Genomic DNA, 25326 nt, shown 5'->3' on the forward strand with positions numbered 1-25326 from the left:
AAGCCATCCGACATCACGCGTTGGCGCGAGCCTGTGATCGTGGCACGATGGCGACGTTATCGACCGAGACCCCTCAACCATGCCCCAATCCCAAGCCAAGAATCCATCCCTGATCGCCGCCATTGATCTGGGTTCTAACAGCTTTCACATGGTGGTGGCCAAGGCTCAGAACGGTGAAATCCGTATTCTTGAACGTCTTGGTGAAAAGGTGCAGTTAGCTGCCGGCATCGACGAAGAACGCAAACTCAACGAAGAATCCATGCAGCGCGGGCTCGATTGCCTGAAGCGTTTTGCCCAACTGATCAACGGTATGCCGCTGGGCGCCGTGCGCATCGTCGGCACCAACGCCTTGCGTGAAGCCCGCAACCGCAACGAATTCATCGTGCGCGCCGAAGAAATTCTCGGGCACACCGTTGAAGTCATTTCCGGACGGGAAGAGGCGCGCCTCATTTATCTGGGCGTTTCACACACCCTCGCGGACACGCCGGGCAAGCGCCTGGTGGCAGACATCGGCGGCGGCAGCACTGAATTCATCATCGGCCAACGCTTTGAGCCCCTGCTGCGTGAAAGCCTGCAAATGGGTTGCGTCAGTTATACCCAGCGGTATTTCCGCGACGGCAAGATCACCCCGGCACGTTATGCACAGGCTTACACCGCAGCGCGCCTGGAGATCATGAGCATCGAGCACGCCCTGCACCGACTGGGCTGGGATGAAGCCATTGGCTCGTCAGGCACCATTCGCGCCATTGGCCTGGCCCTCAAGGCGGGCGGTCACGGTAATGGCGAGGTCAACGCCGAAGGCCTGAGCTGGCTCAAGCGCAAACTCTTCAAACTGGGCGAAGTCGACAAGATCGACTTTGAAGGCATCAAGCCGGATCGCCGGACCATCTTCCCCGCTGGCCTGGCGATTCTGGAAGCCATCTTCGACGCCCTTGAATTGCAGCGCATGGATCATTGCGACGGCGCGCTGCGCGAAGGCGTGTTGTACGACCTGCTGGGCCGTCACCATCATGAAGACGTGCGCGAGCGCACACTCAGCTCGTTGATGGACCGTTACCATGTCGATCGCGAACAGGCCGCACGGGTCGAACGCAAAGCACTGCGCGCCTTCGATCAAGTGGCCAAATCATGGGACCTGAAAGACGGCGTGTGGCGTGAACTGCTGAGCTGGGCGGCGAAGGTGCACGAAGTCGGCCTGGACATCGCCCACTATCACTTCCACAAGCACGGCGCCTACCTGATCGAGCACTCCGATCTTGCCGGTTTCTCACGCGAAGATCAGCAAATGCTCGCGTTGCTGGTTCGCGGGCACCGCCGCAACATCCCTAAAGACAAGTTTGCCGAGTTCGGGGATGACGGCATCAAGCTGATTCGCCTGTGCGTCTTGTTGCGCTTTGCGATTCTGTATCACCACATTCGTGGCGACCAACAGGCGTCCCAAGTCAAACTGCGCGCCGATGGCGATCACCTTGAGGTGATATTCCCCGAGGGCTGGCTGGAACAGAACCCGCTGACCCAGGCCGACTTTGAACAAGAAGCTCAATGGCTGACCCGGGTCGGGATTGTGCTAACGGTGTCCTGAGACTGCGATGGGTGGCTGACGCAACTTGCGCCAGCCACCGGCAGGCTTATACCGACGGGCCGGTACTGACGCTCAATACCGGCAGGCTCAAGCGCTCCAGCAACGTAGCCTGGGCACTGCGCGGGTTTTGGTTGCCTGTTGGCGTGTTGCGGATATAACGGCCGTCCGACTGCAAGCTCCAGCTGTGCGTGTTGTCTGTCAGGTAGCACTCGAGCTCTTTCTTGACCCGCAAAATCAACTTTTTGCCTTCAATCGGGAAGCACGTTTCGACGCGCTTATCGAGGTTGCGCTCCATCCAGTCGGCACTCGACAAGAACATCTGCTCTTCCCCGCCGTTAAGGAAGTAGAACACCCGCGTGTGCTCCAGAAAGCGGCCGATGATCGAGCGCACGTGAATGTTATGCGACACGCCGGGGATGCCCGGGCGCAGGCAGCACATCCCGCGCACGATCAGGTCAATCCGCACCCCGGACTGGCTGGCCTTGTACAACGCTCGAATGATCTTGGGATCGGTCAGTGAGTTGAATTTGGCGATGATGTGCGCAGGTTTGCCTTCCAGGGCGAACTGGGTTTCCCGGGCAATCATGTCCAGCATGCCCTTCTTCAGCGTGAACGGCGCATGCAGCAGTTTCTTCATGCGCAAGGTTTTGCCCATGCCGATCAATTGGCTGAACAGCTTGCCGACGTCTTCGCACAGCGCGTCATCCGAGGTCAGCAAGCTGTAGTCGGTGTACAGACGGGCGTTGCCGGCGTGGTAGTTGCCCGTGCCCAAGTGCGCATAGCGCACGATTTCGCCCGCTTCACGACGCAGAATCAGCATCATCTTGGCGTGGGTCTTGAACCCCACCACCCCGTAGATCACTACTGCGCCCGCAGCTTGCAGACGGCTGGCCAGTTGCAGGTTGGACTCCTCGTCAAAACGCGCACGCAGCTCCACCACCGCCGTCACTTCCTTGCCGTTACGCGCCGCATCCACCAACGCATCCACGATCTCGGAGTTGGCACCGCTGCGGTATAAGGTCTGGCGCACGGCCAAGACATGCGGGTCCTTGGCGGCCTGGCGCAGCAAGTCGACGACCGGGGTAAACGACTCAAACGGGTGCAGCAGCAAAATGTCCTGCTTGCTGACCACGCTGAAAATGTTCTCGCTGTTCTGCAACAGCTTCGGGATGGCCGGCGTAAACGGCGTGTATTGCAGCTCGGGGTGGCTGTCCAGGCTGGTGATGCTGAACAGGCGCGTCAGGTTCACCGGGCCATTGACCGTGTACAGCTCGGTTTCGTGCAGGTTGAATTGCTTGAGCAAGTAGTCGGACAGGTGCTTAGGGCACGTGTCGGCCACTTCCAGACGCACCGCATCGCCGTAACGACGCGAGAACAACTCGCCACGCAACGCGCGGGCCAAGTCTTCGACATCTTCGGTGTCGACCGCCAGATCGGCGTTGCGGGTCAGTCGGAATTGATAGCAGCCTTTTACTTTCATGCCCTGGAACAAGTCATCGGCATGGGCGTGAATCATTGACGACAGGAACACATAGTTGTCGCCCGGCCCGCCAACGTCTTCCGGCACTTTAATCACACGCGGCAACAAACGCGGGGCTGGAATGATCGCCAGACCCGAGTCGCGGCCGAAGGCATCAATGCCTTCCAGCTCCACGATGAAGTTGAGGCTTTTGTTGACCAACAACGGGAACGGATGCGTCGGGTCCAGACCAATGGGGGTGATGATCGGTGCAATTTCATCGCGGAAGAACTTGCGTACCCACGCCTTGATTTTGGTGTTCCAGTGACGCCGACGAATGAAGCGCACCTGATGCTTTTCAAGCTCGGGCAGCAGAATGTCGTTGAGAATCGCGTACTGGCGATCAACATGGCCATGCACCAGCTCACTGATGCGTGCCAGCGCCTGATGCGGCTGCAAACCGTCCGCACCGGCCTGCTCGCGGGCGAAGGTAATTTGCTTCTTCAGGCCCGCCACCCGGATCTCAAAGAACTCGTCGAGGTTGCTGGAAAAGATCAGCAGAAACTTCAGCCGCTCCAGCAACGGGTAGGACTCATCCAGCGCCTGCTCCAGCACGCGAATGTTGAACTGCAATTGCGACAACTCACGATGGATATACAGGCTGCTGTCATCCAGACCCGGAATGGTAATCACCGGGTGCGCCGCGCCATGGCTCTCGACCGGGGCTTGCGCTTGCGGCTCGGGCTGGATTTCGGGGGCCTGCTCAACAATCGGTTGAGGTTCGGTGGCAACGAGTTCTGTCTGTCCTTCGGTATTCATTGATTGTTCCTGATAAGAGCGGGTTTGACTCTCGTAACAGTTAAGCGGCGCGGCCAGTCAAATTGACAGCCAGAATGCCACCAACGCCTGCGGGATTAAACCGCTCAGAGGCGCTTTATGCGGGCTGAGGCCTGGTTAGAGGGTGTTTTAGTCAAATTGTTCTGAGTCTGCGTTGCATCACCACCACCCGACCGTCATCCACTGCGACTTTAGTAGAGCCTTCGGTGCGCAGGGGCACATCGCTTGCGACTGCAAAAACCCCCGATACAGCCTCGGCCTGCACGCGCGCGACCTTTATAACGGCGCGCCATGAACACCAGATGACAACGCGCATGATGTAAGTCAAAACCATGTGCATTGTAGGATTTGTTCACGACCAGACACATTTCGATACTTTCATACACGCGCTTGAAGGCGTAGGCTGCGCGTTCATTTCGCCAGCATCCAGACAATGCTCCAACAATTTCTTCAAGAATTCGGCTACTTCGCCCTGTTTCTAGGGACGTTCTTTGAAGGTGAGACCATTCTGGTACTCGCAGGCTTCTTGGCGTTCCGCGGATACATGGACCTCAAACTGGTGATGCTCGTGGCGTTCCTCGGCAGTTATGCCGGCGATCAGCTGTGGTACTTCATGGGGCGCAAGCACGGCCGCAAACTGTTGGCGCGCAAGCCGCGCTGGCAACTGATGGGCGACAAGGCGCTGGAGCACATTCGCAAGCATCCGGACATCTGGGTCCTGAGCTTCCGTTTTGTGTATGGCCTGCGCACCGTCATGCCGGTGGCGATTGGCCTGTCCGGGTATCCGCCGGGCCGCTATTTGCTGCTCAACGGCATTGGTGCCGCCATCTGGGCCATCGCCCTGGCCACCGCCGCCTACCACTTTGGCGCCGTGCTGGAAGGCTTGCTCGGCAGCGTTAAAAAGTACGAATTGTGGGTGTTGGGTGCGCTGCTGGTACTGGGCGTCTGCCTGTGGATCCGCCGTCGCTTCAAGAATGCGCGCATCGCCCGACAGACCGCGCAGGAAGAAAAAAACAAAGCCGCCGACGCCAACACCCTGCCCGTCGAGTAATACCGCGTGTGCGCCCGCACTCGCACCTCCCGAGGCGCTGCCCATGACAGCGCCTGCGTTCTCTCTTCTAAACTGAACACTGACGCTTGAAAGCGATCCATTAGTCATGCATTCAGCGACGTGCGCCCGACTTGTCCGCTCTGGCATCTGATGCCAAATCAGGCGACATTAACGCCACGTATCACGTTTTGAGGAGAACCCATATGACCCAGAAAAAAGTTGCCGTGATTCTGTCGGGCTGCGGCGTCTACGACGGTGCCGAGATCCACGAGAGCGTCATCACCCTGCTGCGCCTCGATCAGCGTGGCGCCCAGGCGCAATGCTTTGCGCCCAATATCGCGCAAATGCATGTCATCAATCATCTGACCGGCGAAGAGATGCCTGAGTCGCGCAACGTGCTGGTTGAGTCTGCGCGCATCGCCCGTGGCGAGGTCAAGGATATTCGCGAGGCGAACGTTGAGGACTTCGACGCATTGATCGTACCCGGCGGGTTTGGTGCCGCAAAAAACCTGTCTGATTTCGCCGCTAAAGGCGCTGAATGTACCGTGCAGCCTGATGTGCTAGCACTGGCCGAAGCCTTTGCCGAAGCGAGCAAACCCGTGGGGTTGATGTGCATTTCACCGGCCATGGCCGCCAAAATTTATGGCCCTGGCGTGATCTGCACCATTGGCAATGATGCCGACACCGCCGCCGCCGTAGACAAAATGGGCGCCACTCACCAAGAGTGCGAGGTCAGCGAGATCGTCGAAGACACGGCCCGTAAATTGGTGAGCACCCCGGCCTACATGCTGGCGCAATCCATCAGCGAAGCGGCTTCAGGCATCAACAAGATGGTTGACCGGGTGCTGGAACTGACTCACGAAAACGATTAATCAGGCGCGCGTCAGGCGCGTTAATAGACGGTCCAGCGCATTGGCGAACGCCTGTTTCTCGCGTTCGCCATACGCACCCTGCCCGCCGCTCACCTGACCTTGCTCACGCAGGTCCGTAAACAGGTTCCGCACCGCCAACCGCTCGCCCATGTTGTGGGCATCGAACGGTTTGCCGCGCGGATCGAGTGCGGCCACGCCCTTCTTCACCAACCGGTCCGCCAACGGCACGTCGCTGCAAATCACCAGCTCGCCGGGCACCGCGTGCTCAACCAGATAATCGTCGGCAGCGTCCGGGCCGCTGGGCACCACAATCAGTTTGACCAACGCATAGGTCGGCTTGACCTGGCTCTGCCCGGCCACCAGCACCACTTCAAACTGACGCTTTAAAGCGAACTTGATGACTTGATCCTTCGCAGCCTTGGGGCAGGCGTCGGCGTCGATCCAGACCCGCATGGGCAAACTCTCCTGTTAATGAGGTGTCGTCGCTGCCGCGCAGCGACGACACCTGTGAGCATGGCAAGGCGTGAACGTCAGGCAGGTAGTCTGCGCTTTTCGGCCAGTTTGCTGCGCCCGTAAAGCACGATGATCGCCAGCAGTGCAATGGCCTGAGCGCCCAGCGAGTACGCATCCGCATGAATGCCCAGCCAGTCGAATTCGAAGAACGGAACAGGACGCGTGCCGAAAATCCCGGCCTCTTGCAGCGCTTTCACACCATGCCCCGCGAACACGACCGACAACGCGCACAGCAATGCCGCGTTGATACCGAAGAACAACGCCAACGGCAACTTGGCCGAACCGCGCAGGATGATCCATGCCAGGCCAATCAACAGCACCAGGGCCGTCGCGCCACCTGCCAGCACTGCGTTGTGCCCGGCCGGACCTGCTTGCAGCCACAGGGTTTCGTAAAACAGGATCACCTCAAACAGCTCGCGGTACACCGAGAAGAAGGCCAGGATCGCGAAACCGAAGCGCCCGCCACCGCTGACAAGACTGTTTTTGATGTAGTCCTGCCATGCCGCAGCATGTCGGCGGTCATGCATCCACACCCCGAGCCACAGCACCATGACGCTGGCAAACAACGCCGTACAGCCTTCGAGTAGTTCGCGCTGCGCGCCGCTGACGTCAATCACATACGCCGCCAACGCCCACGTTGCCAGACCCGCCAGCAGTGCCAGCCCCCAGCCGATGTTGACGCTGCGAACGGCCGACTGCTGCCCGGTATTGCGCAAGAATGCGAGGATTGCCGCCAGCACCAGAATGGCTTCCAGGCCTTCACGTAGCAGGATCAACAAGCCCGAAATGTAGCTCAGCGACCAACTCAAGCCATCGCTGCCCAGCAAACCGGCTGACTCCTTGAGCAACACTTTGGCCGCCTCGAGCCGCTGCTCAACCTGCTCGACGGGCAAGCCGTCCTGCAGCGATTGACGGTACGCCATGAGGGCTTTTTCAGTGTTTTTCCGCACGTTGCTGTCGACGTTATCGAGCGAGCTTTCCACCAGCTCGAAGCCTTCCAGATAGGCGGCCACTGACAGGTCATACGCTTGTTCACGATCGCCTGCGCGATACGCCGCGAGGCTTTTGTCGAGCGTGGCACCGGTGTAATCGAGCAACTGGCCAGGCCCGCGCACAACCTGTGGCGGCTGCGCGCGCTGCGCACGGAACGTTGCCGCCGCCTGCGGACCATCAGCGGCCAGGACTTCATTCGGCGTTTGCCGGGCGAGATCGGCCAGGTTGTAGGTTTTGTCTGCTTTGGCTGCACCCGGGTCGGCACTCAGGCCCGCGATGTAGGTGGCCAGGTCCCAGCGCTGACGTTCGTCGAGCTGGTCGGCAAATGAAGGCATGTCCGTGCCTTCGACACCCAGTCCCAGCGTGTTGTAAATCGCGTAGAGACTCAGGCGATCAAGCCGTTCGGCGTCGCGCAGGTTGGCAGGCGGCGGCGTCATGCCCACTCCCGCCGGGCCGTCCCCGGCACCCGTTTCGCCATGGCACACCGAGCAATGCTGTGCATACAGCGGCGCCCCACGGGCGGGGTCCGGCGTAATGACCGGCGCCTGGCTGACCTCATAGGCCACGGCCAGTTTGGCCCCCAATTGACGGGCTTCACGGGCGACAGCTGCCCCGTCCTCGCGCTGTTCAATAGCGGTTTGCAACGCATTCACGCCCTGCGCCAGCTCAGCACGCTCAGGACGTTCAGGCAAATCGGCAATCAGCCCCTTGAGAACGGCCAGAAACTCCAGTTGCTCGCGGTATTCGGTCTCGTCGATGACCTTTCCCTGGTCGACCGTGGGCGGGTAATCCGCGCCAATGTAATCAATGAGATGAAGTGCCTGCGAGGCACCTTCCGGGGAGTTGGCAGACACAACAAAGCTGCACAACGCGAGCATGGGCAGCATCAGCCATGCCAAGAAACGCGAGCGGGCGGTCATGGGGAAATCCGGGTGGAAATGAGAAGTAACACATTGTTCACTTCCCTTCCCAATCTCTCAAGGGCTTTACGTCGTAGCGCGGTGCAACGTCGCCAGAAAACCCGCTGCGCCCACAAATAGCCCGGCAAATGTGCGATTCAGGCGGCGCTGTTGTTTAGGGGTGCGTAACAGGCGCAGCACCTTGGATGCCAACCCGGTGTAACCCGCCATCACGATCAGATCGACACAGATCATGGTCGTGCCGAGGATCAAATATTGAGACAGCAAGGGCGCATGCGGATCAACGAACTGCGGCAACACCGCCAGCATGAAGACCAATGCCTTGGGGTTGCTGACATTCACCAGAAAGCCGCGAAACACCAGCGCCAGGGGCTTGCCGATGGGGCGAACGGCGGCGTTGTCGCTGAGGTCAGCGGGCAAGGCACGCCATTGTTTGACCGCAAGGTAGATGAGGTACGCCACGCCGAACCACTTGATGGCGTAGAAGGCCGTAGAGGAGGCCGCAAGGATTGCACCGACCCCGGCAGCCACAATGGCGATTTGCAGGGCCAGCCCCAGTTGCAGGCCGATGGCATTCCAGTAACCGCGCCAGAAACCGTATTGCAGGCCGCATGACATTGAAGCAATGGCACCCGCGCCAGGCGACAGGCTGATGACCCAGGACGCCGCAAAAAAGGCCAACCACGTTTCCAGCGACATCACGCACTTCCCGGACAAAATCAGTAACAAGTCCTTAAAGCTAATGCGCGGGCTGAAATTTAACCACTGGTTTTTTGCTGCAAAGCCTGTGGGAACGCAGACTGTTTAGACGTCACCTTCGCGCCAGCGACGAACAGAACGCTGGAAGAACAGACTGTTGGGCACTTGCACCATGCTGCTGCCACTGCCCGCTTCTGCGGGTTCGATCAGGGTGGTGTAGAGCAAGTTGATTGCCACCACACGGCCTTTGACGCCCGGCTTGTCCAGCGTGTCGAGCAACTCGACCACATCGCCAATCCGGAACGGCCCGACGGTAAAAATCAGCACGGCACACAAGAGGTTGGACAGCACGCTCCACATCGCGAAGAAGGCGATGGCCGCCACTGCGACGAACCCCGAGAGTGCCGTCCACAACACCGTGGCTGACACACCCAGACGCTCCAGCACGAAGATGACCGCGCTGCCCATGATGAACCAGCGCAGGCCGCCGCGCAGGGGCATCAGTAACTGCGGCGGCAGCGGGTAGCGTTCCCCCAACCGCGTGAGGAAGCGCGCAATGACGCGCTGCAGGAAATAGCCCGCCAACAGGATCAGCAGAATCTGGACGCCAATCCACAGCGGCGCAATCAACTCGGCCGGTAAAGGCAGGCCCAATGACTCCATCAGGACAAGGCCTCAAGCTCTGCCTGAAGGGTTTCCAGCACTTCCAGCGCTTCCATCCAGCGCTCTTCCAACTGGCCTTCCAGCACTTTGAGCCGGGCCTGCTCGGCCAGCAGCTCACGCAACTCATCCTTGCGGGCGACTTCGTATACGGCGCTGTCGCCCAGACTGACTTCAATGCTGGCCAGTTTTTCGTTGACCTTGCCCAACTCGCTCTCAAGCTTGTCAGCTTCGCGCTTATGGGGGGCCAACTGCTGGCGCAGTGCAGCGGCGGCCTGGCGCTGAGCCTTTTTGTCAGTCTTGTCCGGATTGACCGGCGTATTGCTGACAGGGGCGTTGCGCAAACGGTAATCGGCCAACCAACGTGCATAGTCCTCAAGGTCGCCGTCGAACTCTTGCACCTTGCCGTCGGCCACCAGCAGAAACTCGTCCGTGGTGCTTTTGAGCAAATGCCGATCGTGAGACACCACCAGTACCGCACCGCTGAACTCTTGCAAGGCCATGGTCAGCGCCAGACGCATTTCGAGATCAAGGTGGTTGGTCGGTTCGTCGAGCAGCAACAGGTTAGGACGACCCCACGCAATCAACGCCAGCGCAAGACGGGCCTTTTCGCCGCCCGAAAAATTCAGCACAGGCTCATCAATGCGCGCACCACGGAAGTCGAAACCACCGAGGAAGTCGCGCAGGGTTTGTTCACGTTCAGTCGGCGCCAGTCGTTGCAGGTGCAGCAGCGGGCTGGCTTTGGCGTCCAGCGAATCGAGCTGGTGCTGGGCGAAGTAGCCTACGACCAGATTCTCGCCACGGGCCAACCGGCCAGCCAGCGGCGCCAGCTCGCCCGCGAGGTTTTTGATCAACGTCGATTTGCCCGCCCCGTTGGGGCCCAGCAAACCGATGCGGGCGCCCGGCACCAGTTGCAGTTTGACCTTCTCCAGAATGGTTTTGTCGCCATACCCCAAACGGGCATCGGACAAATCCAGCAGCGGGCTGGAGAGCTTCACGGCTTCACGGAACACGAAGTCGAACGGCGAATCGACATGGGCCGCGCTCAGTTCTTCCATACGTTCAAGTGCCTTGATCCGGCTTTGTGCCTGACGTGCCTTGGTGGCTTGAGCCTTGAAACGGGCGATGTAGCTTTCCATGTGCGCACGTTGCGCCTGTTGCTTCTCGTAAGCCTGCTGTTGCTGGGCCAGGCGTTCGGCACGGGCGCGCTCGAAGGCTGAGTAACCGCCGCGGTAAAGCGTGATTTTGCGCTGTTCGACGTGGGCAATGTTGTCCACCACAGCATCGAGAAAATCTCGGTCGTGGGAAATCAGCAGCAAGGTGCCTGGGTAACTCTTGAGGAAGTCTTCAAGCCACAGAATGGCATCAAGGTCCAAGTGGTTGGTCGGTTCATCGAGCAACAACAAGTCTGACGGGCACATCAGGGCTTGCGCCAGGTTCAGGCGCATCCGCCAGCCACCGGAAAAGTCAGCGACCGGGCGATCCATTTGTTCGTTAGTGAACCCCAGACCGGCAAGCATTTTGCGCGCTCGTGCGTCGGCGGTATAACCGTCGGCGCTGTCCAGTTCGGCATGCAGACGTGCCTGAGCCGGGCCGTCTTCTGCCAACTCGGCCTTGGCCAGATCAGCTTGCACCTGGCGCAGACGCTGGTCGCCATCGAGCACGTAATCGATCGCAATGCGGTCGAGGGTGTCGATTTCTTGCCGCATGTGGGCAATCCGCCAGTCGGCGGGGAGCAGACAATCACCCGAATCGGGGGTCAACTCACCCAGCAGCAAGGCGAACAACGTAGATTTACCGGCGCCGTTGGCGCCGACCAGACCGGCTTTGTGGCCGGCGTGCAGCGTCAGCTCGGCGTCTTCTAGCAGACGTTGCGGGCCACGCTGTAAAGTCAGGTTCTGAAGTCGGATCATAATGGCGGCGGAGTCTACCAGCTTCCCTCTCAACTGGCGCTAATTGCACGATGCACACTGACCTGTGGAACTACTGTTTACACCTCTACGCGCGGCCCGGCGTCGAGCACGCTTGCCTTGAGCTGCAACACCGGGGGATGGATGTGTGCCTGCTGCTGTGCGCGGCATGGTTGCAAACGCGCGGCGTGACCTGCGATGAGGGCCGACTGACACAGCTTCAGGATTGCGCCGGGCCTTGGCAGCGCGACGTCATACAGCCTTTGCGCCACTTACGGAGGCAATGGCGTGAAGCGGCTGCGCACGATGAGACGCTCGCCACTTTACGCATGCAGGTTAAAACGTTGGAGTTAGAGGCCGAGCGCACATTGCTGTTGCGGTTGGAGTCATTGACTCGCCAGTGGCTACCAGGCCAATGCGCACAGACGTGCGACTGGCTGCGGGAACTGGCCCGCGTTGCTGGCCAACCCGATTGCGACACGCTGCAGGCGCTGCGTGCCGCAATCAAGCACGCTTAAGAAGCGTTGGTTGGCGTAACCGCGGGGGTAGTGGCCGGTGTTTGAGCGGGCGTTGCGGCGGGCGCAGAGGCCGGGGTTGCAGCAGGTGCTGCGGCAGGCTTGGCGGCTGTGGCCGGTTTGGTGGCCGCAGGCTTTCTGGCAACCGGCTTTACAGCTGGTTTGGCCGCTGGTTTGGCGACTGCAGGTTTTGCAGCGGGCTTGACGGCCGGTTTTGCGGCGGCAGGCTTGGCGACAGCGGGTTTAACGGCAGGCTTCGCCGCGGGTTTGGCAGCCGCTCGGGTGGCTGGCTTGGCAGCGGCTTTTACCGGCGCTTTAGCCGCAGGTTTGGCAGCGGCGGGTTTTGCTGCGGCTGTTTTCGCAGCAGGCTTGGCGATCGGGGCTTTGGCGGCCACAGGTTTGGCAGCACGTGCAGGGGCCGGCTTTTGTGCCGCCGCTTTCACCGCAGGTTTCGCAGCCGCTTTTACAGGCGCCTTGGCAGGGGCTTTAGTGGCGGTTTTCGCGGGCGCTTTGGCAGCAGACTTCTTGGCATTGGCAGGCTTGGCTTCGCGGGTGGTCAACGCTTTAGCGACAGCTTCTTTGACCCGACCTACACCTTGAGCGAGCTTCAGGCTTTCTTGAGCGTCGCGCTTGAGTTGCAGGATGTAATCGCGAGTTTCCGTTTGACGCTCTTTCAGGGCATCGAGCAGTTGCTCAAGCTCTTTAACAGCAGACTTGGCTTTGGACTGAGCCTTGGACTTGCCGGAATTAGCCGCGTCTTGCAGTTTGGCGCGAGACTTGTGCAGTTTTTCCTGAGCTTTGCCGCGCTGTTTTTCAAGCTTTGCGAGCAGTTTCTCAGCATCAGCCAACGCTTGGGAGCAAGCGTTTTCCAAATGCTCAAGCAAGCTGCCTGAGAGCTGTTGGAGCAGGTGCAACGGGGTATTAACGGGCTTCTTTTTGGCCGACATGGTTTACCTCCTGGCTGAAGTGAGTGCGGCTCATACTAGACCTCTGCAAGAACCGCCGCTAGATCATGTTGACACTAACGACAGCTATGCGTTGCATGGCGTCGCGAAAGTTGTGCTGGATCAAGGTTTGATCAAGCCCAGCCCTTAATTGCGCGGTGCTTTTACCGGCTCAACACACCTGATTGTGCCGAGCAAATAAATCACGATACCCAGCAACACGGCTGGCATAATCCCCGGCACTTTTGGCCGGAGAGTGACCATGGCTCGCTATCTTTTTTGGACTTTTTTATGGCTTGCTCCGCTGGCCCACGCAGCGCTGGCAACACCACCCGATGCCGCCCATGACCTGGCTTACAGCCTGGGCGCCAGCCTGGGAGAACGCTTGCGCGAAGAGGTGCCTGACTTACAGCTCAATGCGTTGATTGAAGGGTTGCGCGCGGCTTATCAGGGCAAGCCGTTGGCCCTCAGCGATGCTCGCATCGAGCAAGTGTTGACGGAGCATCAGGCGCACATCGATGCAGCCTTCGCGCAGCCAGAAAGCGAGCGAGCGCTCTCGGCCGAACACGATTTTTTGGTAAAGGAAAAAGCGCAGCCACCTACCCGTGAACTGGCGGATGGCATTCTTCTGACAGAACTCAAACCCGGCACAGGTGCAAAGCCTGATGCCCAAGGGTGGGTCAACGTGAATTACGCAGGACGGCTGCCCGATGGCACGGTGTTTGATCAAAGCACGCAGCCACAGTGGTTTCGCCTGGACAGTGTCATAGCGGGATGGCGCAGCGCGTTGACTCAAATGCCCGTCGGGGCGAAGTGGCGACTGGTTATACCGTCCAGTCAGGCTTATGGCGCTGACGGCGCCGGGGATTTGATCGCGCCGTACACACCGCTGGTGTTTGAAATCGAATTGCTCGACACCAAAAAATAAAGCTCAGCATCGCCTTCGATTGCAGGAGCGCAGGCGCTCCTGCAACGTGCACACCGGGACGGTGTGTCAGGCTTGAATGGCTTCAGGGTTGGGCGTGACGATTTGTTTGTGAGCGTTATGCAGCACTTCGATCAGGCAGTCTTCCAACTCGAAGCGCTCATGGAGCAAGGCTCCCAGCTCGTTGAATTTGGCGGCCAGCTTTTCGCAATCAGGACGATGATCCTTGCCGTCACAACGGTCATTGAAGTCCAGAGCGACTTGGGTGATCTTTTCTATGCGCGGATACAGTTGACTGGCCAGTTCAAGCCCGCGCTCATCATCAAATGCTTTCGCTTCTTGATGGAGCTGATCGTAAATCTCGAAGTGGCCCGCCGACACGTAGTCGACCAACACCTGGCAAAACTCTTTTTGGGTTTTACGCTTGGGATTCGAGGACTGATGCTCAACCTTGACGGCTTCGTAAGCCCTCACAAGTTCGCCGCGCTCATGCAGCCAGTTATCAATCAGCTTGTGGACGCCATTGAAACGTTCCTGAGCATTCTTGCAACTCTCTAGCATGGTGATCTCTCTTCCCTTATGGGCTCATGCCACCCAGCGTTGGCCGGGCCTGTCTGAACCCAAAAGTGCGCTAGAGCGCAACGGCATTGGGCGGCATATTCCAGTAATGCGTGCGGGCCAGATTATGCCCGCACGGTGACTGCTTCAAGGTACGCACGAGAGAAAATTCATACAAGCGTTTAATAGACCCTGCTACGCCGGGTCGCAGGGGTGGCTGTGTTTACGGGAAATCAACGTGCAAATGATCTGCGTAAGGCTGAGCAGGCACAGGCCGGTGAATGCCAGCAAACTGAGCTCGGGGATGCTGAGGCCGAAGACCGTCCAGCTCACGTGAACGCACTCCTCGCTTCCTCTGAACAGCGCGGAAAGGGCAGCTTTCAAGGAAAAGTTGTGAAGCATGCAAATGAAGTCGGGTTGGCAGAACATCAGTTGCTCTGGTGGAACCCGCAGTAATATCACTTGGCGCACCGCACTCATCGCCCCCGCAAACCCCAATACCAACGACACAATCGAATAACTCATTACCCGCTTGGGGCGGGAGGCATGCCCATAGGCGATCAAATTCACGATACAAAAGGCCAATAGAAAAAACCGCTGCACCCAACATAACGAACACGGTTTAAGACCGGGCCCGTACTCCAGATACAAGGAGACGCTCAGCACAGTCGAACTGGCCAAAAACATCAGGAGAAATATGAAACGTGAGCCGGCCAAAAACATGGCTTTTCCGTAACAAAATAGACAGGTAATTACGGTAGTGGAAAGCCGCTGGCCCTTTCAAGGTGGGGCTCAGGGGAAGCGTCCTTAAGGCTGTAAGGATTAACCGACAGGCTCTGAAAGATAGTTTGTTACATCTCGTAGGAATTTTACTTTCCGCAAATTTAATACGAGATTTCTTTAAAAAGGGCCGACTTATACTTGCGCACAAGTCGGACCAATCTTAAATACCACTTGCAGTAGCGGGTAGCGGTAACGCTAGCAAACGCTCATCCAGAAGGTTCAAACCTTCTTGAAACAGTTGATTGCTGCGATCGGTTTCGCCCAGTTGAGCCAAAAGCCTGGCCAGCTCTGCACATGCTTCAGGGTTGCGCTGAAGTTTCAGGCTGCCCTCCAGATAATCACGGGCCTTGCCCCACAAACTGTTTTGTAAACACAAGCGACCCAGGGTCAACAGCAGGCTCGGATCTGCCGGATGAGCCTTGAGCCAGCCTTCAGCCGTTTGCAGTTGTTTGACGGGATCCTTGCCGCGCAATAGACCATACAGACGCACCAGATGGCTGTCGTAACTGCGTTTCAAAGCACCGCGCAACACTTCTTCGGCCTCACCTTGAGCCCCCAGTTGTCGCAATTGCTCTGCATACGCCAGCATTAGCGCCGGCTCCTGACGCTGGGCCGAGGTCAATTGCTGCCACGCACGCTGCAACGATTGCAGGGCCGCCTCGCCTTCCGTCTCGCGTTGTGCTGCCAAATTGAGGTTTTGCCCCCACGCCCGGCTTTCCAGCTCGGCAAGTTCTTTGGCGGGCAAGACTTTGTCTTTGCGCAGTTCCGGCAACAGGCGGATCAAGGCTGTCCAATCGCCACGCTGTTGGTGCAGACGCTGTAACTGACGCAGCACCTGCACGTTATGTGGATGACGCTCGTGCATGGTTTGAAGGGTGTTCAGTGCGCCATCGGTGTCGGCGCGGTCTACTTGCAACTGCGCATGGCTCAAGGCAATCGCAAGCTCTGCCTGTGGCTGACGCTGCAACGCACGCTCAAGCAGTTTGTCGCTCTCTTCGTAATGACCCAGCTCGTTGGCCGCCCGCGCTGCGCCCAAGTAAAACAACAGCGGCTGGCGCTCCGCTTCGGCCGCACGTGCCAAATGCTTTTGCGCACTGGCCCAGCGTCCTTCGGCAAGGTCCATCTGGCCCTGTTCGATCGCTATTTGCACACGACGGCTGCGGTTGCGGCGCGACCAGGGATTAACCAGCCCGGTTGAGGCGGTCACCAGTTCGACCAGCAGCTTGATACCCCAGATCAGTAGCCACAGCACAACGATCAGCGCCAGCGTGGCCCACACACTGGACTCATAACGAAAACTTTTATAAGCGATCAGCACGTAGCCCGCGTCTTCGGCGATTGCCAGGCCGATGCAGGCCGCGGCTGCGATCAACAGAAACACAATCACATAGAGGCGTTTCATGGGCTGGTCTCCTGCGCCGGGTTGCCCGCAGCCTGACCCGGTTCATCGGCACTGACGTGGCGACGCTCAAGGTAAGCCTGCACCGCACTCAACGTGCCAGACAGGTCCGGGGTTTTGACGGTGACCGGTTGTTTGCTCAGCTCAACCACTTGCTCCAGCATCTTCTGACTTTGCGGGTTGTCCTGGTTGAAGTTGCCTTTAAGCACCTCTTCAGCCTGCGCCAAAGCCTGGGTGTACACCGGCGCCTGACCATTGAGCGCCGCCCATTGCGCCTGCTCCAGTGCAAGGCTCAAGGCCAGACGCACTTGCGTCAGGCTTTGCCCTGCCAGCAGGGGCCGGACGTTTTTATCCGCGTTGAAATCAATACGAATGTAATGGGAGATTTCGTCCCACCACTGCGCCCATCGGCTGGCGCCATCCCCGTCTGCTGTCAGGCCAAGCAATGAGTCGCCCTGGTCCTGATAAGCCGGGGCCAACGCATTGAGCTGGGCGACTTGATCGCGCAAGGCCGCCAGTCGCAGGAACAGGCCGGTACGGTCTGGCTGTTCGACACTGCGCAAGGCCGCGAGGCTTTTGGCCAATTGTTCCCGCGCAGCAAACGAGCCCGGGTCATTCTGTTCACGCAAAATGGCATCTGCACCTTCCACCAGCGCCTGCGCACTGGTGATGTCTTGCAGTGCCGAGAGGCGCAGGCTGGCCAGACGCAGTAAATGCTCGGCCTCCGCCAAACGCCAATCTTTACGGCTTGCGCCCAGCACGGTTTCAAGGCGCTGATTCAAACGCTGCTGGTCACCCTGCAACTGCACGACCAACTGGCGCTGATCATCCAGTTGGCTGGCCGAAGGCAATTGATTCAGGCGCGTCAGCAGCTTTTGCTCACCTTGTTTGATGGACAGGGTTTGCGCACCCAGGGCTTGCACTTCGCTCAGCTGTTGCGCCGTGTCCGTTTGTAGATGACGGACCTGCCACACGCCCCAACCGCCCACCGCAACACCGGCAGCACCGAGCAACAAGGCGACGATCGCCAGGCCATTGCCCCGGCGCTCAGGCTTGACGACAGGCTTTTCAGCCTGCGTTTGCGGCGCGGGCTGCACAGGTTCTTTAGTCAAGATTGTTTCGCTCACGTATCCATCCTTTGCATTAGAGGGCAGGTACGGGATGCTCCCGTAACGCCGCCAGCAAAGCCGCGGCACTGGCGCCACGACAATCCACAACATGTTGGGCCCCGGCGCTGCGCGCCATCTCAGCCACGCGGGGGCTTGGAACAAACAACGGTAACGCGGACAGTCGGGACCAGGCATCGCCAGCCAACTGCCGTAAATGTTCGAATCCTTGTCCACTGCTGACCACCAGCGCGTTCAGGCGTTCCACTTGAACGCGCTGGCTCAGCGTATGCGGCGGGTAGGACGGCAATTCACGCGCATAGAGCTCAAGGTAGTCGACCTCTGCCCCCAACTGGCGCAAATGGTCGGCCAATCGCTCGCGCCCGCCCTGCCCGCGCATGATTAAAACCTTGCGCCCGGCGCCTTCAACAGCCTGTTTGAACGCCGGCAAGGCCAGCAAGGCCTCACTGTCATCTGCCGATTGAGGGTAGCTAACATCCAGCCCGTAGTCGGCGAGAATCTGCGCGGTGGCGGCCCCGACACTGAACCACTTCTGCCGGGGCGACGGCGGCCCGTATTGATTGACCAGTGCCAGCCCCAAGCGTGCAGCGGGTTTACTGACGACAATGACCGCGCAGTAACGATCCAGCCCGGCAACCCGTGCGCGCTGCGCGTCGCTTAACGCCAGCGGCCGGATCGCCAACAACGGTAAACTGCTGCTGAACACCCCGGCAGTCGCCAACTCGGCCGCCAGTGCCGCCGAGTCCTCGGTTGGCCGGGTCAGCAACACGCGCCAGCCTGTCACTCGTGACCTGCCTCACCATAAACGGCTTTAAGGATGTCGCCCGCGCCCTGAGCCAACAACGCCTCAGCGACCTGCTCACCCAGCGCCTGAGCAGCGCTGCGAGGCGCCCTGGCATCCGCGCTCAACAGGGTCCCGCCGCTCGGCTCGCCCACCAGACCTCGCAACCATAGCTGCTCGCCTTCAAGCACGGCGTAGCACGCAATCGGAACCTGACACCCGCCATTGAGGTGTTTGTTCAAGGCACGTTCGGCCGTAACACGCACGGCCGTGTCGGCGTGATGCAAGGGCGCGAGCAACGCATGAATTTCGGTGTCGGCGCTGCGGCATTCGATGCCTACAGCCCCTTGGCCACCGGCGGGCAGGCTGTCTTCGATGCTGATGGCGGATGTGATGCGCGCTTCAAAACCGAGACGAATCAGACCGGCTGCAGCCAGGATGATGGCGTCGTATTCGCCCGCGTCGAGCTTGGCCAGACGGGTATTGACGTTGCCGCGCAGGAAGCGGATTTCGAGATCCGGACGACGGGTCAACAATTGGGCCTGACGACGCAGGCTTGAAGTACCGACCACGCTGCCCTTGGGCAAGGCGTCAAGGCTGGCGTAGGTGTTGGAAACAAAAGCGTCACGTGGGTCTTCACGCTCACAGATGCAAAACAGACCGAGGCCTTCAGGGAAGTCCATCGGCACATCTTTCATCGAGTGAACGGCAATGTCGGCTTCGTTTTCAAGCAAGGCTGTTTCCAGCTCTTTGACGAACAGGCCCTTGCCGCCGATTTTTGACAGCGGCGAGTCCAGCAGCTTGTCACCACGGCTGACCATGGGCACCAGCGTCACCAACAGACCAGGGTGGGCCTGCTCCAGACGGGCTTTAACGAATTCGGCCTGCCACAGAGCCAGGGCGCTTTTACGGGTAGCGATGCGGATTTCGCGAGAGGACATGGATCAATCCGTACTGAAAAGATACGGCGGATAATAACAGCTCAGCCAAATGAGCTTTGACTTGTATCAGAGGTCAGCGGCCTCCCTGGCCGAAAACGGGGCGCACGCGCCCTTTTTGGCGCGTGCTACAGCTGCTGCATCATTTTGCGAACACCCGCCACATGGCGACGGCTGACAATCAACGCATCACCGTTGAGCCCTTTGAGGAACAACTGAAAGTGCCCCAGCGGCGTACGCTGCAGACGCTCGATCCGATTACGCGCCACCAGCGCATTGCGGTGGATACGCACAAAGCGTTCGCCAAACTCGTCTTCCAACGCCTTGAGCGGTTCATCGAGCAGGACTTCACCGCCTTCATGGCGCAAGGTCACGTATTTGTGGTCGGCAATAAAGTAGATCACCTGGTCGATAGGGATCAGCTCGATGCCTTTGCGGGTACGGGCGCTGATGTGGCTGCGGGGGCCACTGCCCGACTGCGCTGCAGGCCTTGTAAGCGCGGCCAATTGAATGCGGTTGGGCCGATGCGCCTCTTTGAGGGCGGCGCTCAGGTCCTGGGCATTCACAGGTTTGAGCACATAGCTGACGCCGCTGTCTTTGAGGGCTTGCTCGGGGAACTCGTCTGGCGCCACGCAGAACACCACCGATGGCGGCAGTTCGCGCTCGCACAATTTCGCAGCCACTTGCAGCCCGTCCAGGCCCGGCATGCGGATGTCGAGTAACACGACGTCCGGTTTCAGGCTCTCGATCAGGCTTAACGCCTCTTCGCCATCAGTGGCGCCGGGTTCCAGCAATGTGTAGCCCTCAAGCGAGCCGAGCAGTTGGCTCAAGTGCTCGCGGGCCAGGGTTTCGTCATCAACGATCAGGACATTCATATAGCGCTGTATTCCTGCGTGAGTCTCGCACAAGGATAGCGTAGACAGGTGAAGTGACGGCTGTCACGGCGATCGATGCTAAGACTAGCGCGAAGGCCAAAAAGTGCCGCAAACCGCACAGCAATATTCACCTGTGTCTGTTGCTCGTTTTAATTGCGGATCCGTCGAAGCACCAGCAAACATCTGTAACGACTTATCCATACGACCAACTGTAGACGGTTGCCAAGCCGAAGGCGCCCAATCGATACAATTCGTTTCGGTATTTTTTTATACCTCAGTTCGGACTAAAACCAACCGACCTGCGTCAACGCCTTGAACGGCAACCCTGTTATGATTCGCGGTAACTTTTTGTGTAACTCCCCTCAGCCGATTACGAGCGAATCCATGAGCACCGACAAGACCAATCAGTCCTGGGGCGGCCGCTTCAGTGAACCCGTCGACGCCTTCGTTGCGCGCTTCACCGCCTCCGTCACCTTCGACCAGCGCCTTTATCGTCACGACATCATGGGCTCCGTGGCCCACGCCACCATGCTGGCCAAGGTCGGTGTGCTGACCGATGCCGAACGCGACAGCATCATCGATGGCTTGAAGACCATCCAGAGCGAAATTGAAGCCGGTACGTTTGACTGGCGCATTGATCTGGAAGACGTGCACATGAACATCGAGGCGCGTCTGACCGACCGCATCGGCGTGACCGGCAAAAAACTGCACACCGGCCGTAGCCGTAACGATCAGGTTGCGACGGATATCCGCTTGTGGCTGCGCGATGAAATCGACCTCATCCTGGCTGAAATCACCCGTTTGCAAAAAGGGCTGCTGGAGCAGGCCGAACGCGAAGCCGAGACCATCATGCCCGGCTTCACCCACCTGCAAACCGCCCAGCCCGTGACATTCGGTCACCACATGCTGGCGTGGTTTGAAATGCTCAGCCGCGACTACGAGCGCCTTGTGGACTGCCGCAAGCGCACCAACCGCATGCCGCTGGGCAGCGCCGCGCTGGCGGGCACCACGTACCCGATCGATCGCGAATTCACCGCACAATTGCTGGGCTTCGACGCCGTGGGTGGCAACTCGCTGGACAACGTGTCGGATCGCGATTTCGCCATCGAGTTCTGCGCTGCCGCCAGCATCGCGATGATGCACTTGTCGCGCTTCTCCGAAGAGTTGGTGCTGTGGACCAGCGCGCAGTTCCAGTTCATTGACCTGCCTGACCGCTTCTGCACCGGCAGCTCGATCATGCCGCAAAAGAAAAACCCTGACGTGCCCGAGCTGGTTCGTGGCAAAAGCGGCCGTGTGTTCGGCGCCCTGATGGGCCTGCTGACCTTGATGAAGGGCCAGCCGCTGGCCTACAACAAGGACAATCAGGAAGACAAAGAGCCGTTATTCGATGCCGCCGACACCCTGCGCGATTCGCTGCGGGCATTTGCCGACATGATCCCGGCGATCAAACCCAAGCACGCCATCATGCGCGAAGCCGCACTGCGCGGGTTCTCCACGGCGACCGACCTGGCGGACTACCTGGTACGCCGCGGCCTGCCGTTCCGCGACTGCCACGAAATCGTGGGCCACGCCGTGAAGTACGGGGTTGAAACAGGCAAGGACCTGGCTGAGATGAGCCTCGAAGAACTGCGTCAGTTCAGTGACCAGATCGACGATGACGTGTTTGCAGTGCTGACCCTGGAAGGCTCGGTGAATGCGCGTAACCACATCGGCGGCACTGCCCCGGCACAGGTCAAGGCAGCGGTTACTCGCGGCAAAGCCTTGCTGGCCAACCGCTGAAACCTGGAGTCGCTGTCGAGACACGAGGCGGTGATCGGGCGCCGCCCTATCAACTGGCCTCATGCCACTCGCCAGCGACTTCGTCGGGCGCCCAAGGCGTCCGATTATTTCTTGCTACTGATCCACGCCAAAAATTGCGGCATGGCCGCGTCTTTGTCGGCTGCGATCTTCTGTGCGTGCGGGGTTTGCTCAAGCTGCTTGAGTAATGCTTTGGCCGCAGGCCATTCGGCCAGCAAATCCAGTTCAAACACTTTCTGCCCGACAGCACACGCCAGACTCACGCTGTAGAGGAAGAAAATATCCGCCACGGTGAACGTTTCGCCTGCCACATACGGGGCGAATTTGCCGTGCCTGCCCAGAGACGAAATGCCCTGAATCAGCTCGGCCTTGGCTTTTTCCTTGATCACGTCCGGCACGCTCATGCCAAAGAACGCCTCGGGGTAACAGGCGCGGGCAGGCAACTCGATATACACCTCGATTTCCTTGGCCAGCGCCAGCACCTGCGCACGCTCGAACGGATCGACCGGCAACAGACGGGTGCCCGGCTGGGTGTCCTCAATGTATTGAAGGATCACGCTGGTTTCGTTGACGAACCCTTGCTCAACACCCAGCACAGGCACTTTGCCACGTGGGCTGATGGCCAGCGCTTCAGGGGTTTGCGCGGCAAAAAAAGGCACTTCCTCGAAGGGCACGCCTTTTTCCAGCAGCGCCATTTTGACCATGTTGTAGTAGTTGCTGACGGCAAATCCATAAAGCTTGAGCATTGCGAAGCCTCCAGGCCAGGTTGGGGTGGGCAGCGCTTGTTATAGAGCTTCGCCACCGGACTGGCTAGCAGCATCATTGTGCTGAATGCAGTTAAACTGCGGCCTTTACTTAAGGAGCCTGCCCATGAGCGAGCCAACAGACATCGATAACGACGAAGAAGCGTTCGCCGAAAACACCCTGATCGAGGCCATCGAGAACCAGATCGAGGCCGACAATCCACCTGCTGCCAAAGCCACGTTCAACAAGCTGACGCTAGTGGGTTATGAGCGCGATGAGATTTTGAACATGATGGCCCACGTGCTGGCGGTGGAAATTGACGCGATCCTCGAAGAAGACCGCGCCTTCAACACCGAGTGGTACGAAGCCGCGTTACGCGCTCTGCCAGAGCTGCCACCCGAGAAGAACTGAGCCCGCGCTCAGGGGCGAATCGTCGGCGCCCGCTGCCAATCCAGATCACGGGCGGGCACCGGGCGGCCAAACCAGTAACCCTGCCCCAAGTCGCAATGGTGGTCGAGCAGGAACTGCGCCTGTTCGACATACTCGATGCCTTCAGCATGCACTTGCATGCCCATGCTCTGAGCCAACGCGATGACGGCGCGCACAATCGCCACATCGTCATCGTCACCGGGTAGGCCGGCGACAAATCCCTGGTCGATTTTTAGCTTTTGCACGGGCAAACGCTTGAGGCGTAACAGCGAAGAGAATCCAGTGCCGAAGTCATCAATCGCCAGCCGCAAGCCCAGCTCACGCAGACGATGCATCTGCTCGAGCGCCACCTCCGAATTGTCCATAACCGCACTTTCGGTCACTTCCAGCTCCAGCAACGCCGGGTTCAGACCGGTGTCGGCCAATACCGTGGACACCAACTGATACAGCTCGGGCCGTGCAAACAGACGGCTGGAAATGTTCACAGCGACAAACGACAAATCCACGCCCGCCGCTTGCCATTGGCACATTTGCCAGCACGCTTGTTCAAGCACCCACGCATCAATCTCGGCAATCAGCCCCGTGCGCTCGGCAATCGGGATAAATTCGCCTGGTGCCACCAGACCGCGCTGCGGATGCTGCCAGCGCACCAGCGCCTCCACGCCCACCATGCGGCTGGTGGTCAGATCGTGGACCGGCTGGAAATACACCCGCAGCTCTTGCTGCTCCAGGGCACGCCGCAAATCACTGGCCACTTCGATGCGGTATTGCGCGTGAGCGGTCAGCTCTTCGGTGTACAACGCGTAGCCTTCGCGGCCTGCACTTTTGGCCTTGAACAGCGCCGAGTCGGCATTGCGCAGCAGTTGTTCGGCATTCAGGGCGTCATTGGGGTACAAGCTGATGCCCACGCTGGCGCTGATAAACAGCTGGTGGGTTTCTAGGATGAACGCGCCCTTCATGACTTCGAGCACTTGCTGAGCAAAGCCGGCAGCCTGCGCAACTTGGGTGCAGTTTTCCACCAGCACGGCGAATTCATCGCCGCCCAGGCGAGCCACGGTAAAGCCTTTGCCAAACACCGCCGTCAGGCGCTCGCCAACCGCCTTGAGCAACAGATCGCCCACGTTGTGGCCCATGCTGTCGTTGATGATTTTGAAATGGTCGAGGTCGATCATCAGCAGCGCGCAACCCGACTTGTGACGCTGTGCGTAAGCCAACGCCTGCTCGGCACGGTCAGTAAACAGCAGGCGGTTGGGCAAGTCGGTCAGCGGGTCGTGATGCGCCAGACGCATCAACTCGCTCTGGGTATTTTTGATCGCGGAAATATCGGAAAACACGGCAACGTAATGCGTGATCTGATCTTTATTGTCGCGAACAGCCCGGATTGTCTGCCATTGAGGATAGATCTCACCACTTTTGCGTCGATTCCAGATTTCACCGTGCCATTCGCCGGTTTTTTCCAGCGATTCGAACACAGCCTGATAAAATTCCGGCCCATGATGCCCCGACTTGAACATATTGGGCCGTTGACCCAGCACTTCCTCGGGCGCATAACCGGTGATTTTTACCAAGGCCGGGTTCACGTGCACGATGACTCCATTGTGGTCGCTGACCAGCACCCCTTCCCGGGTACAGTCGAACACCACCGCAGCCTGACGCAGACGCTCTTGATCCAGACGCTGGCGGCGCAAGCGAGCGCCCATGCCCAGAAAACTGAACAACCGGGCACGCGCAAGGAATATCAGTCCCGCACTGACACCCACCCACACGTAGCTATTTACCCGCTGCCAGCGTGCCAGTTGGGCTGAATCATCAAGAAAACTGTTCAATAAGTGATCAGTGAGAAACAGCCATAAAACCGACAACAGCCCGTATAACAGGGCTGCACGCATGGCATCACGATAAGAAACCGACATAAGACAGTTAAAACGCCTACAAAAAAAGAGGAATTATAGTGTAAGAAACATCCGGCGACTGTTATCTGAAAGGCCGACTGGTTTTATCCGGCTGCATAGTGA

At 59.0% G+C, this 25326-nt stretch carries 23 protein-coding genes and 1 pseudogene; 7 read left to right on the forward strand and 17 right to left on the reverse strand.

Annotated elements, in window-relative coordinates; all coding sequences use genetic code 11:
• The first annotated feature begins 79 nt into the window (after positions 1 to 79).
• The gene (gene ppx, locus TU74_RS13655; protein WP_048376844.1) at positions 80 to 1582 is read left to right on the forward strand and encodes an exopolyphosphatase; all 1503 of its coding nucleotides are present in this window, start codon (positions 80 to 82) and stop codon (positions 1580 to 1582) included.
• A 46-nt stretch (positions 1583 to 1628) separates the two neighbouring features.
• Here ppx and ppk1 read toward each other — a convergent pair whose 3' ends face one another.
• Positions 1629 to 3860 carry a polyphosphate kinase 1 gene (ppk1, locus tag TU74_RS13660; protein WP_047291174.1) on the reverse strand — a complete coding sequence of 744 codons (2232 nt, stop codon included), beginning with the start codon at positions 3858 to 3860 and terminating at the stop codon, positions 1629 to 1631.
• Positions 3861 to 4311: 451 nt separating this feature from the next.
• Here ppk1 and TU74_RS13665 point away from each other — a divergent pair, with 451 nt between their 5' ends.
• Both TU74_RS13665 and elbB read left to right on the forward strand, forming a co-directional pair.
• Positions 4312 to 4929 carry a DedA family protein gene (locus TU74_RS13665; RefSeq protein WP_048376845.1) on the forward strand — a complete coding sequence of 206 codons (618 nt, stop codon included), beginning with the start codon at positions 4312 to 4314 and terminating at the stop codon, positions 4927 to 4929.
• Positions 4930 to 5132: 203 nt separating this feature from the next.
• Positions 5133 to 5801, forward strand: a complete 669-nt coding sequence (gene elbB, locus TU74_RS13670; RefSeq protein WP_048376846.1) for an isoprenoid biosynthesis glyoxalase ElbB — start codon at positions 5133 to 5135, stop codon at positions 5799 to 5801.
• Here elbB and TU74_RS13675 read toward each other — a convergent pair whose 3' ends face one another.
• The 5 genes from TU74_RS13675 to TU74_RS13695 all read right to left on the reverse strand — a co-directional run bounded on the left by TU74_RS13675 (position 5802) and on the right by TU74_RS13695 (position 11499).
• On the reverse strand, positions 5802 to 6254 hold the full coding sequence (locus TU74_RS13675) for a YaiI/YqxD family protein (protein WP_047272813.1): 453 nt from the start codon (positions 6252 to 6254) through the stop codon (positions 5802 to 5804).
• 77 nt (positions 6255 to 6331) lie between these two features.
• On the reverse strand, positions 6332 to 8227 hold the full coding sequence (locus TU74_RS13680; RefSeq protein ID WP_048376847.1) for a cytochrome c/FTR1 family iron permease: 1896 nt from the start codon (positions 8225 to 8227) through the stop codon (positions 6332 to 6334).
• A gap of 66 nt (positions 8228 to 8293) precedes the next feature.
• Positions 8294 to 8926 (reverse strand): LysE family transporter, encoded by a 633-nt coding sequence (locus TU74_RS13685; RefSeq protein WP_047279809.1) that lies wholly within the window; start codon positions 8924 to 8926, stop codon positions 8294 to 8296.
• Between the two features lie 105 nt (positions 8927 to 9031).
• Positions 9032 to 9589: a mechanosensitive ion channel family protein gene (locus TU74_RS13690; protein ID WP_047272810.1), complete on the reverse strand. Its 558-nt coding sequence runs from the start codon at positions 9587 to 9589 to the stop codon at positions 9032 to 9034.
• Positions 9589 to 11499: an ATP-binding cassette domain-containing protein gene (locus tag TU74_RS13695; protein ID WP_048376848.1), complete on the reverse strand. Its 1911-nt coding sequence runs from the start codon at positions 11497 to 11499 to the stop codon at positions 9589 to 9591. Before TU74_RS13695 ends, TU74_RS13690 begins: the two co-directional genes overlap by 1 nt.
• 50 nt (positions 11500 to 11549) lie before the next feature.
• Between TU74_RS13695 and TU74_RS13700 the strand changes: the two genes are divergently transcribed.
• Positions 11550 to 12014, forward strand: a complete 465-nt coding sequence (locus tag TU74_RS13700) for a TIGR02444 family protein (protein ID WP_047291166.1) — start codon at positions 11550 to 11552, stop codon at positions 12012 to 12014.
• Here the strand turns inward: TU74_RS13700 and TU74_RS13705 are convergent.
• Positions 12011 to 12958: an AlgP family protein gene (locus TU74_RS13705; RefSeq protein WP_048376849.1), complete on the reverse strand. Its 948-nt coding sequence runs from the start codon at positions 12956 to 12958 to the stop codon at positions 12011 to 12013. The genes TU74_RS13700 and TU74_RS13705 overlap by 4 nt on opposite strands.
• A 259-nt stretch (positions 12959 to 13217) precedes the next feature.
• Between TU74_RS13705 and TU74_RS13710 the strand changes: the two genes are divergently transcribed.
• Positions 13218 to 13883 (forward strand): FKBP-type peptidyl-prolyl cis-trans isomerase, encoded by a 666-nt coding sequence (locus TU74_RS13710; protein WP_048376850.1) that lies wholly within the window; start codon positions 13218 to 13220, stop codon positions 13881 to 13883.
• A 66-nt stretch (positions 13884 to 13949) separates the two neighbouring features.
• On the opposite strand, the gene TU74_RS13715 is transcribed toward TU74_RS13710, so the two are convergent.
• The 8 genes and pseudogenes from TU74_RS13715 to TU74_RS24580 form a co-directional block, all read right to left on the reverse strand.
• Positions 13950 to 14441, reverse strand: coding sequence for an Rsd/AlgQ family anti-sigma factor (locus TU74_RS13715; RefSeq protein ID WP_047279814.1), 492 nt, complete (start codon positions 14439 to 14441; stop codon positions 13950 to 13952).
• 192 nt (positions 14442 to 14633) lie between these two features.
• Positions 14634 to 15161, reverse strand: coding sequence for a disulfide bond formation protein B (locus tag TU74_RS13720; protein ID WP_048376851.1), 528 nt, complete (start codon positions 15159 to 15161; stop codon positions 14634 to 14636).
• A 220-nt stretch (positions 15162 to 15381) separates the two neighbouring features.
• Positions 15382 to 16623 carry a heme biosynthesis protein HemY gene (locus TU74_RS13725; protein ID WP_048376852.1) on the reverse strand — a complete coding sequence of 414 codons (1242 nt, stop codon included), beginning with the start codon at positions 16621 to 16623 and terminating at the stop codon, positions 15382 to 15384.
• Positions 16620 to 17747: a uroporphyrinogen-III C-methyltransferase gene (locus TU74_RS13730; RefSeq protein WP_048376853.1), complete on the reverse strand. Its 1128-nt coding sequence runs from the start codon at positions 17745 to 17747 to the stop codon at positions 16620 to 16622. The genes TU74_RS13725 and TU74_RS13730 overlap by 4 nt, the downstream gene beginning before the upstream one ends.
• Positions 17748 to 17763: 16 nt before the next feature.
• Positions 17764 to 18531, reverse strand: a complete 768-nt coding sequence (locus TU74_RS13735) for a uroporphyrinogen-III synthase (RefSeq protein ID WP_047279817.1) — start codon at positions 18529 to 18531, stop codon at positions 17764 to 17766.
• Positions 18528 to 19469 (reverse strand): hydroxymethylbilane synthase, encoded by a 942-nt coding sequence (gene hemC, locus TU74_RS13740; protein ID WP_048376854.1) that lies wholly within the window; start codon positions 19467 to 19469, stop codon positions 18528 to 18530. Before hemC ends, TU74_RS13735 begins: the two co-directional genes overlap by 4 nt.
• A 125-nt stretch (positions 19470 to 19594) precedes the next feature.
• Complete coding sequence (locus TU74_RS13745) at positions 19595 to 20341, reverse strand: LytR/AlgR family response regulator transcription factor (RefSeq protein WP_047272798.1); 747 nt, start codon at positions 20339 to 20341, stop codon at positions 19595 to 19597.
• Positions 20338 to 20484, reverse strand: a pseudogene (locus TU74_RS24580) (sensor histidine kinase); the annotation flags it as partial. The pseudogene TU74_RS24580 and the gene TU74_RS13745, both read right to left, overlap by 4 nt.
• Before the next feature lie 241 nt (positions 20485 to 20725).
• Between TU74_RS24580 and argH the strand changes: the two are divergent.
• Positions 20726 to 22120: an argininosuccinate lyase gene (argH, locus tag TU74_RS13750; protein WP_047291153.1), complete on the forward strand. Its 1395-nt coding sequence runs from the start codon at positions 20726 to 20728 to the stop codon at positions 22118 to 22120.
• Positions 22121 to 22224: 104 nt separating this feature from the next.
• On the opposite strand, the gene TU74_RS13755 is transcribed toward argH, so the two are convergent.
• Entirely contained in the window at positions 22225 to 22884 is a 660-nt protein-coding gene (locus tag TU74_RS13755; RefSeq protein WP_048376855.1) for a glutathione S-transferase family protein, read from the reverse strand.
• A 124-nt stretch (positions 22885 to 23008) separates the two neighbouring features.
• On the opposite strand from TU74_RS13755, the gene TU74_RS13760 reads away from it, so the two are divergent.
• Positions 23009 to 23293, forward strand: a complete 285-nt coding sequence (locus TU74_RS13760; protein ID WP_048376856.1) for a hypothetical protein — start codon at positions 23009 to 23011, stop codon at positions 23291 to 23293.
• A gap of 8 nt (positions 23294 to 23301) precedes the next feature.
• Here the strand turns inward: TU74_RS13760 and dibA are convergent, their stop codons facing one another.
• A complete protein-coding gene (dibA, locus tag TU74_RS13765) occupies positions 23302 to 25224 on the reverse strand; it encodes a phosphodiesterase DibA (protein WP_048376857.1) in 1923 nt (640 codons plus the stop codon).
• Between the last annotated feature and the right edge of the window lie 102 nt (positions 25225 to 25326).

It is taken from the genome of Pseudomonas lundensis (genome assembly GCF_001042985.1).
Classification (GTDB): Bacteria; Pseudomonadota; Gammaproteobacteria; order Pseudomonadales; family Pseudomonadaceae; genus Aquipseudomonas; species Aquipseudomonas lundensis.